Raw genomic sequence first — 16079 nt, 5'->3', positions numbered from 1 at the left:
GCAATGATCATGTTATGTTTAATCATATATGTTGCTGAGGTGAATGGAGAATGAAACGTATAGGGGTATTAACGAGCGGCGGGGATTCCCCGGGAATGAACGCAGCAGTTCGCGCAGTAGTCAGAAAGGCGATTTATCATGACGTTGAAGTATACGGCATTTACAACGGATACGCAGGATTAATCAGCGGAAAGATTGAAAAGCTTGAACTCGGATCTGTAGGCGATATTATACATCGCGGAGGAACTAAGCTTTATACGGCAAGATGTCCTGAATTTAAAACGGTTGAAGGCCGTGAAAAAGGGATAGAAAACTTGAAGAAGCTTGGTATTGAAGGCCTTGTTGTCATCGGCGGAGACGGTTCTTATATGGGTGCGAAAAAATTGACGGAACACGGGTTTCCATGTGTAGGTGTACCGGGTACAATTGATAATGACATTCCGGGCACTGACTTTACAATCGGTTTCGATACAGCTTTAAATACAGTAATTGACGCAATTGATAAGATTCGCGATACAGCGACTTCTCATGAACGTACATATGTGATCGAAGTAATGGGCCGCCATGCCGGCGATATCGCATTGTGGGCCGGTCTTGCAGGGGGCGCGGAATCAATCCTAATCCCTGAGGCAGACTATGACATGCACGAAATCATTGCCCGTTTAAAACGCGGCCACGAACGCGGCAAGAAGCACAGCATTATTATTGTTGCCGAGGGTGTAGGCAGCGGTGTTGAATTCGGGAAACGCATTGAAGAAGAAACAAATCTTGAAACTAGGGTATCTGTATTGGGCCATATCCAGCGCGGAGGTTCACCGAGTGCTGCTGACCGCGTATTGGCAAGCCGTCTCGGCGCATATGCAGTTGAACTGCTGCTTGAAGGAAAAGGCGGACGCTGTGTAGGTATACAAAACAATAAGCTTGTAGACCATGATATTATAGAAATACTGGAGACAAAGCACACAGTTGAGCAAAACATGTATCAGCTTTCAAAAGAACTGTCTATCTAATGTGCAGCTGAAGGCTGAAGATTTCAGAAGGAAGTGAACCAAATGAGAAAAACGAAAATAGTTTGTACCATCGGTCCGGCAAGTGAAAGTATTGAAATGCTTACGAAATTAATGGAGTCAGGAATGAACGTGGCTCGATTGAATTTTTCTCACGGAGATTTTGAGGAGCACGGTGCAAGAATAAAAAATATTCGCGAAGCAAGCAAAAAGCTTGGCAAAAACGTTGGTATCCTGCTTGATACAAAAGGTCCTGAAATCCGCACACATACAATGGAAAACGGCGGCATTGAGCTTGAAACAGGCAAAGAGCTTATCATTTCAATGGACGAGGTTGTAGGAACAACAGATAAAATTTCAGTGACATATGAAGGTTTAGTCGATGACGTTGAACAAGGTTCAACAATTCTGTTAGATGACGGCCTTATCGGACTAGAGGTGCTTGATGTTGATGCAGCTAAACGCGAAATCAAAACAAAAGTGCTAAACAACGGAACACTTAAAAATAAAAAGGGTGTTAACGTACCGGGCGTCAGCGTTAACCTTCCTGGTATTACTGAAAAAGATGCGCGAGACATCGTTTTCGGTATTGAGCAGGGAGTAGACTTCATCGCAGCGTCTTTCGTACGTCGTTCTACGGACGTGCTTGAAATCCGTGAGCTTCTTGAAGAGCACAATGCTCAGGATATTCAAATCATCCCGAAAATCGAAAACCAAGAGGGCGTTGACAACATCGATTCAATTCTCGAAGTGTCAGACGGCTTAATGGTTGCACGCGGAGACTTAGGTGTGGAAATTCCAGCTGAAGAAGTGCCGCTTGTGCAAAAAGAACTGATCAAAAAATGCAACGCGCTGGGCAAACCTGTTATTACAGCGACACAAATGCTTGACAGCATGCAGCGCAATCCGCGTCCGACTCGTGCGGAAGCAAGTGACGTTGCAAACGCGATCTTCGATGGCACAGATGCGATCATGCTTTCTGGTGAAACAGCTGCCGGAAGCTATCCGGTTGAGGCGGTTCAAACAATGCACAATATCGCGTCCCGTTCTGAGGAAGCTTTAAATTATAAAGAAATTCTTTCAAAACGCAGAGATCAAGTAGGCATGACGATTACAGACGCGATTGGACAATCTGTCGCGCATACGGCGATCAACCTGAATGCTGCAGCGATCGTAACGCCAACTGAAAGCGGCCATACAGCACGTATGATCGCAAAATACCGTCCACAGGCGCCGATTGTAGCGGTTACTGTAAATGACTCTATTTCCAGAAAGCTTGCCCTCGTATCTGGCGTATTCGCAGAAAGCGGCCAAAATGCGAGCTCTACAGATGAGATGCTCGAAGATGCTGTCCAAAAATCATTGAACAGCGGAATTGTAAAACACGGCGATCTGATCGTCATTACAGCAGGCACTGTCGGTGAGTCTGGCACTACGAACTTGATGAAAGTTTACACTGTCGGCGATATCATCGCTAAAGGCCAAGGCATCGGACGCAAATCAGCTTACGGTCCGGTTGTCATTGCACAAAATGCAAAAGAAGCTGAGCAAAAAATGACTGACGGTGCGGTTCTTGTTACGAAAAGCACTGACCGTGACATGATTGCATCTCTTGAAAAGGCGTCTGCTCTTATTACAGAAGAAGGCGGCTTGACAAGCCATGCTGCGGTAGTCGGTTTAAGCCTAGGCATTCCGGTTATCGTGGGTATGGAAAATGCGACATCTATTTTGACAGAAGGCCAGGATATTACAGTTGACGCTTCCAGAGGCGCTGTTTACCAAGGCCGTGCAAGCGTTCTTTAATCACAGGTGAAAACGGAAGGGGAATCCCTTCCTTTTCTCTTTATCTTGCCTTATGTTGAACAGAGGCGTGTTACACGTGTGGGGGGCTTGGATATGAGATTTTTATTTTTGCTTTTTATTGTGTTTCCGGCAATAGAAATCGGCATATTCCTATTTTCAGGCAAGCTGATCGGCATTTTGCCGACGGTCCTTTTAATGGTTCTGACGGGCATTATCGGCGCAGCAGCTGCAAAAAAACAAGGAACCGAAGTGTATTACAAGGTTCAGCGTGATCTTCAATATGGAAAAATGCCGGGGGAAGCGATTGCTGACGGCCTGTGCATTTTCATTGGCGGTCTTTTGCTGATGCTTCCGGGCTTTTTATCAGATTTGGCCGGCGCCTGTCTGCTTATCCCGTTCACCCGCAGCTGGTGTAAGCCGATTCTGTTCAAATGGCTGAGAGGAATGTCGAAGAACAAGCGGATCATCATCAAATAAAAAACGGCAGCCATGCAACATGGGCTGCTGTTTTATTTTTGCTGAACGGTGATATAGGACCATATTTCCTTTAATGCGCCTGTTGTGATGAAGGCCTGGATCATGACGAGAAAAGCCGGCCCGGCAATCAGTCCTAAAAACCCAAATAATTTAAAACCGGCGAACAGGGCGATGAGCGTTGCCAGCGGATCGATCCCGATAGATTTGCTTAATATTTTAGGCTCTGTCAGCTGCCGCTGAATAAGTACGACGAGGTACAATACCCCGATCCCGATCGCCTGGGGAAGCTGTCCGGTAACCGATAAATACAAAATCCACGGCACAAATACGGAGCCCGCACCTAAATAAGGGAGAAGATCAACAAGCCCGATTAAAAAGGCAATTGTTGCGGCATGTTCAACTTTTAAGAGAGAAAGGCCGATAAATACAATCACCATTGTAATGAAAACAAGAACGGCCTGCGCTTTGATAAAACCGGTCATTGCTTTTTTTAATTCGCTGCTGATCGCCTTGCTGTTAGCTGTAACCCGATCCGGCAGAATCGAAACGAGCATTGCTTTCAGCTTGTGCCAGTCCTTTGTCATAAAAAATGTTGCCAGGAGAGAAAAAATCAGAACAGCCGCCGTGTTGGGAAGAAGCGCGAAAAACCTCGGGATCATTTCTAGAATGTGGGACAGCAGCAGTCCGGCATTTTTAGCGGCGGAATCACCGAGTGTCTGAATATGGGTGACGATCGAAGCCTGCTGGTTGGTCTCCAATTCTTGAAACAAGAGGGCCAGTTCGTTATAGAGCGGTTGGATATGAGTCGTAAACAATTTTTCGCAATATAAGATAAACGTGCTGATATGCGGAGGCAGCGTTTTCGCAAGATAGGCTGTTCCCGTTATGATTTCCGCTACTAGAATGGTGAGCACGCCGAAGGCTGCAAGCAGAAAAAAAGCAAGCACGCCCAGAACGTTTATCGTTCGGGGGAATCCTGTCACTTTGTCCAAATAGTCAACAACAGGATGAATCACTGATGAGAGAATAAGGGCGATCAGGAACGGATAAGTTAACGGAAACGAATAATAGGCCGCAGCTATCGATCCTGCGGTAATTGATATGACAAAGAGGGTTCTGAAAAAAACAGTGATATAAGATTGATTCACGAAAACGCTCCTCCTCTCGTCAGCATGTCCTATTTTTTATATGTATTCACGCCCCGGCTGAATATGTATACATTCATCTTAAAGGAGGGATGGCATGTGTTTACACAAGCGAATTTATTTTTAATTATCCTCTTGGCTATTGCACTTATCGCAAAAAACCAATCATTGCTCTTTGCTGTATCCGTCCTTTTGATCATCAAAATCGTTGGGCTTGACCAGAAATTATTTCCAACCATCCAGTCAAAAGGCATTAATTGGGGAGTGACCATTATCACAATCGCTGTTCTCGTTCCGATTGCCACGGGAGAAATCGGATTTAAGCAGCTTGGAGAAGCAGTGCGGTCTTCCTATGCGTGGATCGCCTTGGGAGCAGGAATCGCAGTGGCGCTGATTGCCAAAAACGGCCTGACCCTGCTGGAAAATGACCCGCATATTACAACTGCTCTCGTGATCGGGACCATTCTTGCCGTCGCGCTTTTTGGCGGAGTTGCGGTGGGCCCGCTGATCGGAGCGGGGATTGCTTATATAGCCATGCAGATCGTAAAACTGTTCACTTCATAAAAAAAGCGGCCCTAAAGCCGCTTTTTTTTTATATGCAAAAACCCGCAAATAAAGGCGTTTTTTCAGGGAAATCACAGAATGAAAAAAAAAATTATAGGTAAACATTTAACAAATGTCTGATTATTGTTTATAATGAGAATAGGCTTAAACTTAAATAAGCTTATAAGAATTTGTTATGTTCTTTCATAAGCAAAGGGTTTCAGTACCAGCAGCCAGTAAAATGTAAGCATTTTCTTTTTGGGGGAGAGAAATACTTGCATCATGCATTTTAAGTAAGCCTCATGTTTTTACAACACTCTTAAAGGGGAAATTAATTGAAAAGGAGATGTTATATATGACAGCGACACGCGGTCTTGAAGGGGTTGTAGCAACAACATCATCTGTTAGTTCTATTATTGATGATACCCTTACATATGTGGGGTATGATATCGATGATTTAACAGAGAATGCAAGTTTTGAAGAAATCATCTACTTGCTTTGGCATTTAAGGCTGCCAAACAAAAAAGAGCTTGATGAGTTAAAGCAGCAGCTTGCAAAGGAAGCTGCCGTTCCGCAAGAAATTATTGAGCACTTCAAATCTTATTCCCTCGAAAATGTTCATCCCATGGCTGCTCTTCGGACAGCGATTTCATTACTAGGCCTGCTTGACAGCGAGGCTGATACCATGAACCCTGAAGCCAACTACCGAAAGGCGATCCGCCTTCAGGCAAAGGTGCCTGGTCTGGTTGCAGCATTTTCCAGAATACGCAAAGGCCTTGAGCCTGTTGAACCAAGAGAAGACTACGGCATTGCCGAGAATTTTCTCTACACATTAAACGGTGAAGAGCCTTCGCCAATTGAGGTCGAAGCCTTCAACAAGGCATTGATTTTACATGCTGACCACGAATTGAACGCGTCAACGTTCACTGCAAGGGTCTGTGTCGCAACACTTTCTGATATTTATTCAGGCATTACTGCCGCAATCGGCGCGCTGAAGGGCCCTCTTCACGGCGGGGCGAATGAAGGCGTTATGAAAATGCTGACAGAAATAGGCGAAGTGGAGAACGCTGAGCCGTACATCCGCGCGAAGTTCGAAAAGAAAGAAAAAATTATGGGATTCGGCCACCGCGTCTATAAGCATGGCGACCCGCGCGCGAAGCATCTGAAAGAAATGAGCAAGCGCCTGACCAACCTGACAGGCGAAAGCAAATGGTATGAGATGTCGATTCGTGTAGAAGAGATCGTCACTTCAGAGAAAAAGCTTCCGCCTAACGTTGATTTCTATTCGGCTTCAGTTTATCACAGCCTCGGCATTGACCATGATTTGTTTACACCGATTTTCGCTGTAAGCAGAATGTCCGGCTGGCTCGCTCATATTCTTGAGCAGTATGACAACAACCGTCTGATCCGCCCGCGCGCAGATTACACAGGCCCTGATAAACAAGCATTTGTTCCAATTGAAGAAAGAGCCTAAAGAACCATTGGAGGCTGGCTTGCGTCAATGAGGTTAGCCTCTTGTTCAGAACATCAAAAATCGTTACACTTTATATTGAATGTTGAGAAAAATCATTTTGTTTTCTATATAAGAAAAATAAAATGTTTTCTAAATATGAATTACATACTGGGAGGTTTTTATTGTGGCACAAGGCGAAAAAATTACAGTCTCTAACGGAGTATTAAACGTACCAAACAACCCGATTATCCCATTTATCGAAGGAGACGGAACCGGTCCTGATATTTGGAACGCGGCTTCGAAGGTTTTGGAAGCAGCAGTTGAAAAAGCATACAAAGGCGAAAAGAAAATTACGTGGAAAGAAGTTTATGCCGGAGAAAAGGCTTATAATAAAACAGGCGAATGGCTTCCTGCTGAAACATTAGATGTGATCCGCGAATATTTCATCGCGATTAAAGGGCCGTTAACAACACCTGTCGGCGGCGGGATCCGTTCTTTGAACGTAGCGCTTAGACAAGAGCTTGACCTATTCGTCTGCTTAAGACCTGTAAGATACTTCACTGGAGTGCCGTCACCGGTAAAACGCCCTGAAGATACTGATATGGTCATCTTCCGTGAAAATACAGAGGATATTTACGCAGGCATCGAGTATGCAAAAGGCTCTGAAGAAGTGCAAAAGCTCATCAGCTTCCTGCAAAATGAGTTGAACGTCAACAAAATCCGTTTCCCTGAGACATCCGGTATCGGCATTAAGCCTGTTTCTGAAGAAGGAACAAGCCGTTTAGTCAGAGCTGCTATTGATTATGCGATTGAGCATGGCCGCAAATCAGTAACGCTTGTTCACAAAGGAAACATCATGAAGTTCACAGAAGGCGCCTTCAAAAACTGGGGCTATGAACTTGCTGAAAGAGAATACGGCGAAAAAGTCTTCACATGGGCTCAATATGACCGAATTGCTGAAGAACAAGGAAAAGACGCTGCAAACAAAGCGCAAAGCGAAGCGGAAGCAGCAGGCAAAATCATTATCAAAGACAGCATTGCTGACATTTTCCTTCAGCAGATCTTAACGCGTCCGAACGAGTTTGATGTCGTTGCGACAATGAACCTGAACGGAGATTACATTTCAGATGCGCTTGCTGCACAAGTCGGCGGAATCGGTATTGCTCCTGGAGCGAACATCAACTATGAAACAGGGCATGCGATTTTCGAGGCAACGCACGGAACGGCTCCTAAATATGCCGGCCTTGATAAAGTAAACCCATCTTCAGTTATTCTTTCAGGCGTTCTGCTTCTTGAGCATTTAGGATGGAACGAAGCGGCTGATTTGGTTATCAAATCTATGGAAAAAACAATTGCTTCTAAAGTCGTAACTTACGATTTTGCCAGATTAATGGATGGCGCGACTGAAGTGAAATGTTCAGAGTTTGGAGAAGAACTGATTAAAAACATGGACTAAGCAAGGAAACAGCCTAAAACTAGCCATAAAGGAGAAGAGAGACATGGGAAATACTCGTAAAAAAGTTTCTGTTATCGGAGCAGGTTTTACCGGAGCAACAACTGCATTTTTAATTGCTCAAAAAGAGCTGGCGGACGTTGTTCTTGTTGATATTCCGCAGTTGGAGAACCCGACAAAAGGAAAAGCGCTTGATATGTTTGAAGCAAGCCCGGTTCAAGGCTTTGACGCAAGAATTACGGGAACATCCAACTATGAGGATACAGCAGGTTCTGACATTGTTGTCATTACTGCCGGTATCGCAAGAAAACCTGGTATGAGCAGAGATGATCTGGTCTCTACAAACGAAAAAATTATGAGAAGCGTTACACGAGAAATCGTGAAATATTCTCCTGACTCTATCATTGTAGTGCTGACAAATCCTGTTGATGCAATGACTTACGCGGTGTATAAAGAATCAGGCTTTCCTAAAGAGCGCGTCATCGGCCAGTCCGGTGTGCTTGATACGGCAAGATTCAGAACGTTCGTAGCAGAGGAATTAAACCTGTCAGTGAAAGATGTGACTGGTTTTGTGCTTGGCGGACACGGTGACGACATGGTGCCGCTTGTGCGTTATTCTTATGCCGGCGGTATCCCGCTTGAAACTCTCATTCCGAAAGAACGGATTGACGCCATTGTGGAGCGCACAAGAAAGGGCGGAGGCGAAATTGTGAATCTTCTCGGAAACGGAAGCGCGTACTATGCGCCTGCAGCTTCTCTTACGGAAATGGTCGAAGCGATCTTGAAAGATCAGCGCCGCGTCCTTCCTACAATTGCCTATCTTGAAGGTGAATACGGCTATGAAGGCATCTACCTTGGCGTTCCTACAATTGTAGGCGGCAACGGTCTTGAACAAATCATTGAGCTTGAACTGACAGACTATGAAAGAGCACAGCTGAATAAATCAGTTGAATCTGTCAAAAATGTCATGAAAGTATTATCCTAATAAAAAGAGAGAAAGGCTTGCTTGATAAAGCCTTTCTCTTTTTACTATAAATGAAAGCGTTATCACAGCCTTCTTTATTTCTTTTAAAAATGATGTAAAAGGCGAATTGTCGGAATGTCCTGCTTTCGCTAAAATAAAATCATGAAACATGTTAAGATGACATAAAATAGAGAAATAGGATGTCGGGGAATTATAATACTGGAGGCACAGCATGAACAAGAAAATTTTAGTTGTGGATGATGAAGAATCTATTGTTACTCTTTTACAGTACAATCTGGAACGGTCAGGCTATGATGTCATTACCGCCTCAGATGGAGAAGAAGCACTCAAAAAAGCGGAAACAGAGAAGCCTGATTTGATTGTGCTTGATGTAATGCTTCCAAAACTGGACGGAATCGAAGTGTGTAAGCAGCTGAGGCAGCAGAAACTGATGTTTCCCATTTTAATGCTGACAGCGAAGGATGAGGAATTCGACAAAGTATTAGGGCTTGAGCTCGGTGCAGATGATTATATGACCAAGCCGTTCAGTCCAAGGGAAGTCAATGCAAGAGTCAAAGCGATTTTAAGGCGTTCCGAAATGGCTGCGCCCTCTAGTGAAGTGAAAAACGATGAAACGGAAGGCCAGATTGTAATTGGCGATCTGAAAATCCTGCCTGATCATTATGAAGCGTACTTTAAAGAAAATCAGCTTGAACTGACACCGAAAGAATTCGAACTGCTGCTCTATTTAGGCAGGCATAAAGGCAGAGTGCTGACGAGAGACCTGCTGCTGAGCGCTGTTTGGAATTATGATTTTGCCGGAGATACCAGGATTGTTGATGTGCATATCAGCCATCTCCGCGACAAAATTGAAAGCAATACAAAAAAACCGATCTATATTAAAACGATTAGGGGATTGGGGTATAAATTGGAGGAGCCAAAAATGAATGAATAAATACCGTTTGCGCCTTTTTTCTGTACTCGTTGTCTGTATGATTCTGGTGTTTAGCGTCCTCGGGCTGTTTTTGCAGCAGCTCTTTGAAACATCTGATCAAAGGAAAGCAGAGGAACACATTGAAAAAGAAGCCAAATACATGGCTTCGCTGCTTGATGCCGGCAATCTGAATGATCAAGCAAATGAGAAAATCATTAAAGATGCAGGCGGCGCACTTGATGTGAACGCATCCGTTCTCGATACAGACGGCAAGGTGCTGTATGGGTCAAACGGGAGCGCGGCAGATTCTCAAAAGGTACAGGCGCTTGTTTCTGGCCATGAGGGTGTTCTCTCAACAGCAGATAACAAGCTTTATTACGGGCTTTCGCTTAGAAGCGAAGGCGAGAAAACAGGATATATGCTGCTTTCTGCCCCTGAACATAACTCCGGCTTGAACGGCGAATTGTGGGGGATGCTGACGGCCAGTCTTTGTACCGCTTTTATCGTTATTATTTATTTTTATTCCACTATGACCTCGCGTTATAAAAGGTCAATTGAAGCAGCCACAAACGTAGCAACAGAGCTGTCCAAGGGGAATTACGATGCCCGAACGTACGGCGGCTATATCAGGCGCTCTGATAAGCTTGGCCGTGCGATGAACAGCCTTGCCGTTGATTTGATGGAAATGACGAGAACGCAGGAAATGCAGCGGGACCGGCTGCTGACAGTCATTGAAAATATCGGCTCCGGGCTGATTATGATTGATGGAAGAGGCTTTATCAATCTCGTAAACAGATCTTACGCCAAACAGTTTCATATCAACCCGAATCAGATGCTGCGCCGTCTTTATCATGATGCATTTGAACATGAAGAAGTGATCCAGCTTGTCGAAGACATCTTTATGACGGAGACAAAGAAGTGCAAGCTGTTAAGGCTGCCGATCAAAATTGAACGGCGTTATTTTGAGGTGGACGGCGTTCCTATTATGGGGCCGGATGATGAATGGAAAGGAATTGTACTTGTTTTCCATGACATGACAGAGACGAAGAAATTAGAGCAGATGAGAAAGGATTTTGTGGCTAATGTTTCTCATGAGCTGAAAACGCCGATTACGTCTATTAAAGGGTTTACGGAGACGTTATTGGACGGGGCAATGGAGGACAAAGAGGCGCTTAGTGAGTTTCTCTCTATTATTCTAAAGGAAAGCGAAAGGCTTCAGTCTTTGGTTCAGGATCTTCTCGATCTCTCAAAAATTGAGCAGCAAAACTTCACGCTCAGCATCGAAACATTTGAGCCAGCCAAAATGCTTGGTGAGATTGAAACGCTTCTGAACCATAAGGCGGATGAGAAAGGGATCTCCCTGCAACTGAATGTCCCGAAAGACCCGATCTTTGTTTCGGGGGACCCGCACAGGCTGAAGCAGGTATTTCTGAATCTCGTAAACAATGCGTTAACCTACACGCCTGAGGGGGGCTCTGTAGCGATCAATGTAAAGCCCGGAGAAACAGACATTCAGATTGAAGTTGCCGATTCCGGAATCGGCATTCAGAAAGAAGAAATTCCGCGTATTTTTGAACGTTTTTATCGCGTGGATAAAGACAGAAGCAGGAATTCAGGCGGAACCGGACTAGGCCTTGCGATCGTCAAGCATCTTATAGAGGCTCATGAAGGGAAAATTGATGTCACAAGTGAGCCGGGGCAGGGAACCGTCTTTACAGTGACATTGAAACGGGCCGCTGAAAAGTCCGCTTAATGTTTACAAAGGTTTAACAATATCTTCATGCACTGTTAAACCTATGCTGGTAGGATGTAGTAGAACCCCTTCATCCAAGGAGCCAATTTTGACGGCGGGAACCTTTTTGTGTTCCCGTCCTTTTTTGTGTCTTCTCTTCAGTTCACGTATTTTCCTTTCAAATTGAACTTTGTTAAAATAAGAGAAGCTATGATTACTAAGAGATGAACGGAAGCTGCGGCTTTTTTAGGAGGATATTGAATGACGGAACGAAAAAAATTAGTGCTTGTAGACGGAAACAGTTTGGCTTACCGTGCGTTTTTTGCATTGCCGCTGTTAAGCAATGATAAAGGTGTTCATACGAATGCGGTATACGGCTTTGCGATGATTTTGATGAAGATGCTTGAGGATGAAAAACCGACGCACATGCTGGTCGCATTTGATGCCGGGAAAACAACATTTCGTCACGGCACATTTAAAGAATATAAAGGCGGCAGACAGAAAACCCCGCCTGAGCTTTCCGAACAAATGCCTTTTATCCGCGAGCTGCTGGATGCCTATCAGATCAGCCGCTACGAACTGGAGCAATACGAAGCTGACGATATTATCGGCACACTGGCCAAATCGGCTGAAAAAGAAGGGTTTGAAGTTAAGGTTTTTTCTGGAGATAAGGATTTAACCCAGCTGGCAACAGACAAAACGACGGTTGCCATTACGAGAAAAGGAATTACCGATGTTGAATTTTACACACCCGAGCATGTCAAAGAAAAATACGGGCTTACGCCTGAACAAATCATTGATATGAAGGGTTTGATGGGCGATTCCTCAGATAATATCCCAGGTGTTCCCGGCGTCGGAGAAAAGACTGCAATTAAGCTTTTAAAACAGTTTGATTCCGTTGAAAAGCTGCTGGAGTCCATTGACGAGGTGAGCGGAAAAAAACTGAAGGAAAAGCTAGAGGAATTTAAGGATCAGGCATTGATGAGCAAGGAGCTTGCCACGATTATGACGGATGCGCCGATTGACGTATCTGTTTCCGGTCTGGAATATCAAGGCTTTAATCGTGAACAGGTCATTGCCATCTTTAAAGATCTTGGATTCAACACGCTTCTTGAACGGCTAGGGGAAGATAGTGAAGAAGCAGAACAGGATCAATCGTTTGAAGAAATAAATGTCACAACAGTCACAGACGTGACAAGCGATATATTGGTTTCTCCATCCTCATTTGTTGTTGAACAGATTGGCGATAATTATCATGAAGAGCCAATTCTCGGATTTTCGATCGTAAATGAAACGGGATCTTATTTTATTCCGAAAGACATTGCCGTTGAGTCTGAGGTGTTTAAAGAATGGGTGCAAAATGACGAGCAGAAGAAATGGGTCTTCGACAGCAAGCGGGCTGTTGTCGCTTTGCGCTGGCAGGGCATTGAGCTGAAAGGAGCCGAATTTGATACGCTCCTTGCGGCTTATATCATCAACCCGGGCAATTCATATGACGACGTTGCGAGTGTTGCTAAGGATTATGGCCTGCATATCGTTCAAAGCGACGAATCGGTTTACGGAAAAGGGGCAAAACGGGCGGTGCCGTCAGAAGATGTACTGTCTGAGCACCTTGTCCGAAAAGCGTTAGCCATCCAAAGCCTCCGTGAAAAGCTCGTTCAGGAGCTGGAGAACAACGATCAGCTTGAGCTGTTTGAAGAGCTCGAAATGCCGCTTGCCCTTATCCTCGGTGAAATGGAATCAACTGGCGTCAAGGTCGATGTTGACCGTTTAAAACGCATGGGTGAAGAACTGGGCGCGAAGCTGAAGGAATATGAAGAAAAAATCCATGAGATTGCGGGAGAGCCGTTTAATATCAATTCGCCTAAACAGCTCGGTGTCATCTTGTTTGAAAAGCTCGGGTTGCCTGTCGTGAAAAAAACAAAAACAGGCTATTCCACGTCTGCCGATGTGCTTGAAAAGCTGGCTGACAAGCATGATATTGTTGACTATATTTTGCAGTACAGACAAATCGGCAAGCTTCAATCGACATATATTGAAGGGCTTTTAAAGGTGACGAGACCGGATTCGCATAAGGTGCACACGCGCTTTAACCAGGCTTTAACCCAAACAGGGCGCCTCAGCTCGACTGATCCGAATCTGCAAAACATTCCAATCAGGCTTGAGGAAGGGCGCAAAATCCGCCAAGCTTTTGTGCCGTCTGAAAAAGACTGGATCATTTTTGCAGCAGATTATTCACAAATCGAGCTTCGGGTGCTTGCCCATATTTCTAAGGATCAAAATCTTATCGAAGCTTTTACAAATGATATGGATATTCATACGAAAACGGCAATGGATGTGTTCCATGTTGCTGAAGAGGAAGTGACATCTGCGATGAGGCGCCAGGCAAAAGCGGTCAACTTTGGCATCGTCTACGGCATCAGTGATTACGGGCTGTCACAGAACCTCGGCATTACCCGAAAGGAAGCCGGAGCATTCATCGACCGCTATTTGGAAAGTTTTCAAGGCGTAAAAGCGTACATGGAAGAGTCGGTTCAGGACGCGAAGCAAAAAGGCTACGTAACAACACTTATGCATCGCCGACGCTATATTCCTGAGCTGACGAGCCGAAACTTTAATATCCGCAGTTTTGCGGAGCGGACGGCAATGAATACACCGATTCAAGGAAGCGCCGCTGATATTATAAAGAAAGCCATGATAGATATGGCTGCCAAGCTGAAAGAAAAGCAATTGAAGGCAAGACTGCTGCTTCAAGTTCATGATGAATTGATTTTTGAAGCGCCAAAGGAAGAAATTGAAATCCTTGAAAAGCTTGTTCCTGAAGTGATGGAGCATGCGCTTGCATTGGATGTACCGTTAAAGGTGGACTTTGCGTCAGGCCCATCTTGGTACGATGCGAAATAAACAGAGATAGGAAGTGATGGATGTGCCGGAATTACCAGAGGTTGAAACAGTCCGGCGCACTCTGACCGGGCTTGTAAAGGGAAAAACAATCAAATCGGTAGAGATCAGATGGCCGAATATCATCAAACGGCCTGCCGAACCGGAGGAATTTGCGCGAATTCTAGCAGGAGAAACGATACAGTCCATCGGAAGACGGGGAAAGTTTTTGCTGTTTTATTTAGATCATTATGTTATGGTTTCTCACCTTCGAATGGAAGGAAAATACGGTCTTCATCAAGCGGAGGAGCCTGACGATAAACACGTGCATGTCATATTCACGATGACGGATGGAACACAGCTCCGTTACAGGGATGTGAGGAAATTTGGAACTATGCACTTATTTAAACCGGGAGAAGAAGCGGGCGAGCTCCCGCTTTCTCAGTTAGGGCCGGAGCCGGATGCAGAAGAATTTACAAGTGCGTATTTAAAAGAACGGCTTGCGAAAACAAACCGCGCTGTCAAAACTGCTCTACTGGATCAAAAAACGGTAGTTGGACTAGGGAACATTTATGTGGATGAGGCTCTTTTCAGAGCGGGTGTCCATCCCGAGACAAAAGCCAATCAATTAACAGACAAAACAATCAAAACACTTCACGCTGAAATCAAAAATACCCTGCAGGAAGCGATTGATGCGGGGGGCAGCACAGTCCGCTCGTATATCAACTCCCAAGGGGAAATCGGAATGTTCCAGCTGCAGCATTTTGTGTACGGAAAAAAAGATGAACCGTGCAAAAATTGCGGAACGATGATTTCAAAAATTGTCGTCGGAGGCAGGGGCACGCATTTTTGCGCAAAGTGCCAGAAAAAATAGCAGCATAATGCTTCATCGTCCAAGCTGTTGGTGCATATATCAGTAACTCTGGAATTGAGGATGCCATTTTCGAAACACGGATTTTTCACTTTCCCATATATATGATTGTGATGAATCCCGGGCATTTCACATCTGATACAAGAGCACCAACAGAAAGGAAGAAACGGATATGCAAATGGTTTCTATACTGCTGCTGGCGTTGGCTGTCAGCTTGGACAGTTTTTCAGTCGGATTTACGTACGGATTGAGAAAAATGAAAATACCGTTTAAAGCGATTTTGGTTATCGCCTGCTGTTCCGGTGCTGTCATGTTTATCTCCATGCTGATCGGAAGCTTTCTCACAAAGTTTTTTCCTGTATATGTGACGGAGAAGCTTGGCGGTTTGATATTGGTTGGAATCGGTGCGTGGGTTCTGTATCAATTCTTCAAACCGGCAAAAGATAAAGAATACCTATTGCATGAAAAAACGCTGCTTAATTTAGAGGTTCGGTCATTAGGGATTGTGATTCATATTTTGAGAAAGCCTATGAGTGCGGATATCGACAAATCGGGTGTGATCAATGGAATTGAGGCGGTCTTATTGGGATTTGCCTTATCGATTGACGCATTCGGAGCAGGTATCGGGGCAGCCATTCTCGGTTTTTCACCGATTGTGATGAGCATTGCCGTTGCCTTCATGAGCTCGCTGTTTGTATCAATCGGAATCAACGCCGGCCATTTTCTGTCTAAGTGGAAATGGATTGATAAAATGGCGTTTTTGCCGGGGCTTCTGCTGATCACGATTGGGCTCTGGAAATTGTAAAAAGGAGTGGAT

12 protein-coding genes and 1 pseudogene are annotated in these 16079 nt (G+C 44.8%); 12 read left to right on the top strand and 1 reads right to left on the bottom strand.

Annotation, left to right across the window (positions count from 1 at the left end):
• Nucleotides 1-50: 50 nt before the first annotated feature.
• The 3 genes from pfkA to MOB98_RS01400 all read left to right on the top strand — a co-directional run bounded on the left by pfkA (nt 51) and on the right by MOB98_RS01400 (nt 3287).
• Complete coding sequence (gene pfkA, locus MOB98_RS01410) at nt 51-1010, top strand: 6-phosphofructokinase (RefSeq protein WP_003237788.1); 960 nt, start codon at nt 51-53, stop codon at nt 1008-1010.
• Between the two features lie 42 nt (nt 1011-1052).
• On the top strand, nt 1053-2810 hold the full coding sequence (pyk, locus tag MOB98_RS01405) for a pyruvate kinase (RefSeq protein ID WP_268358989.1): 1758 nt from the start codon (nt 1053-1055) through the stop codon (nt 2808-2810).
• 93 nt (nt 2811-2903) lie between these two features.
• A complete protein-coding gene (locus tag MOB98_RS01400) occupies nt 2904-3287 on the top strand; it encodes an FxsA family protein (RefSeq protein WP_268358990.1) in 384 nt (127 codons plus the stop codon).
• 32 nt (nt 3288-3319) lie between these two features.
• Here the strand turns inward: MOB98_RS01400 and ytvI are convergent, their stop codons facing one another.
• Complete coding sequence (gene ytvI, locus MOB98_RS01395; protein WP_268358993.1) at nt 3320-4435, bottom strand: sporulation integral membrane protein YtvI; 1116 nt, start codon at nt 4433-4435, stop codon at nt 3320-3322.
• Nucleotides 4436-4531: 96 nt separating this feature from the next.
• On the opposite strand from ytvI, the gene MOB98_RS01390 reads away from it, so the two are divergent.
• The 9 genes and pseudogenes from MOB98_RS01390 to ytaF form a co-directional block, all read left to right on the top strand.
• On the top strand, nt 4532-4996 hold the full coding sequence (locus MOB98_RS01390; protein ID WP_003223553.1) for a DUF441 domain-containing protein: 465 nt from the start codon (nt 4532-4534) through the stop codon (nt 4994-4996).
• Nucleotides 4997-5330: 334 nt separating this feature from the next.
• Complete coding sequence (gene citZ, locus MOB98_RS01385; protein WP_268358994.1) at nt 5331-6449, top strand: citrate synthase; 1119 nt, start codon at nt 5331-5333, stop codon at nt 6447-6449.
• A 163-nt stretch (nt 6450-6612) separates the two neighbouring features.
• Nucleotides 6613-7884, top strand: coding sequence for an NADP-dependent isocitrate dehydrogenase (icd, locus tag MOB98_RS01380; RefSeq protein ID WP_019259153.1), 1272 nt, complete (start codon nt 6613-6615; stop codon nt 7882-7884).
• 43 nt (nt 7885-7927) lie between these two features.
• A complete protein-coding gene (gene mdh / locus MOB98_RS01375; RefSeq protein ID WP_268358996.1) occupies nt 7928-8866 on the top strand; it encodes a malate dehydrogenase in 939 nt (312 codons plus the stop codon).
• A gap of 211 nt (nt 8867-9077) precedes the next feature.
• Nucleotides 9078-9800, top strand: coding sequence for a two-component system response regulator PhoP (gene phoP / locus MOB98_RS01370; protein WP_268358998.1), 723 nt, complete (start codon nt 9078-9080; stop codon nt 9798-9800).
• Entirely contained in the window at nt 9793-11532 is a 1740-nt protein-coding gene (gene phoR, locus MOB98_RS01365; RefSeq protein WP_268359000.1) for a sensory box histidine kinase PhoR, read from the top strand. The genes phoP and phoR overlap by 8 nt, the downstream gene beginning before the upstream one ends.
• 240 nt (nt 11533-11772) lie before the next feature.
• A complete protein-coding gene (gene polA, locus MOB98_RS01360) occupies nt 11773-14415 on the top strand; it encodes a DNA polymerase I (protein ID WP_268359002.1) in 2643 nt (880 codons plus the stop codon).
• 22 nt (nt 14416-14437) lie between these two features.
• Entirely contained in the window at nt 14438-15265 is an 828-nt protein-coding gene (gene mutM / locus MOB98_RS01355; RefSeq protein ID WP_268359003.1) for a DNA-formamidopyrimidine glycosylase, read from the top strand.
• Nucleotides 15266-15416: 151 nt separating this feature from the next.
• A pseudogene (gene ytaF / locus MOB98_RS01350) lies at nt 15417-16067 on the top strand (sporulation membrane protein YtaF); the annotation flags it as partial.
• Nucleotides 16068-16079 lie beyond the last annotated feature (12 nt).

Origin of the sequence: Bacillus sp. N13C7 (assembly GCF_026790065.1) — a bacterium.
In the GTDB taxonomy this organism is placed as follows: domain Bacteria; phylum Bacillota; class Bacilli; order Bacillales; family Bacillaceae; genus Bacillus.
The sequence above is the reverse complement of the archived record's forward strand: the minus strand, read 5'-3'. Positions and strand labels throughout refer to the sequence as shown.

Excerpts from the sequence above, each read along its gene's own strand:
- phoR (WP_268359000.1), top strand. The coding sequence starts at position 9,793 with ATGAATAAATACCGTTTGCGCCTTTTTTCTGTACTCGTTGTCTGTATG.
- mdh (WP_268358996.1), top strand. The coding sequence starts at position 7,928 with ATGGGAAATACTCGTAAAAAAGTTTCTGTTATCGGAGCAGGTTTTACC.
- polA (WP_268359002.1), top strand. The coding sequence starts at position 11,773 with ATGACGGAACGAAAAAAATTAGTGCTTGTAGACGGAAACAGTTTGGCT.
- phoP (WP_268358998.1), top strand. The coding sequence starts at position 9,078 with ATGAACAAGAAAATTTTAGTTGTGGATGATGAAGAATCTATTGTTACT.
- citZ (WP_268358994.1), top strand. The coding sequence starts at position 5,331 with ATGACAGCGACACGCGGTCTTGAAGGGGTTGTAGCAACAACATCATCT.
- pyk (WP_268358989.1), top strand. The coding sequence starts at position 1,053 with ATGAGAAAAACGAAAATAGTTTGTACCATCGGTCCGGCAAGTGAAAGT.
- pfkA (WP_003237788.1), top strand. The coding sequence starts at position 51 with ATGAAACGTATAGGGGTATTAACGAGCGGCGGGGATTCCCCGGGAATG.
- MOB98_RS01400 (WP_268358990.1), top strand. The coding sequence starts at position 2,904 with ATGAGATTTTTATTTTTGCTTTTTATTGTGTTTCCGGCAATAGAAATC.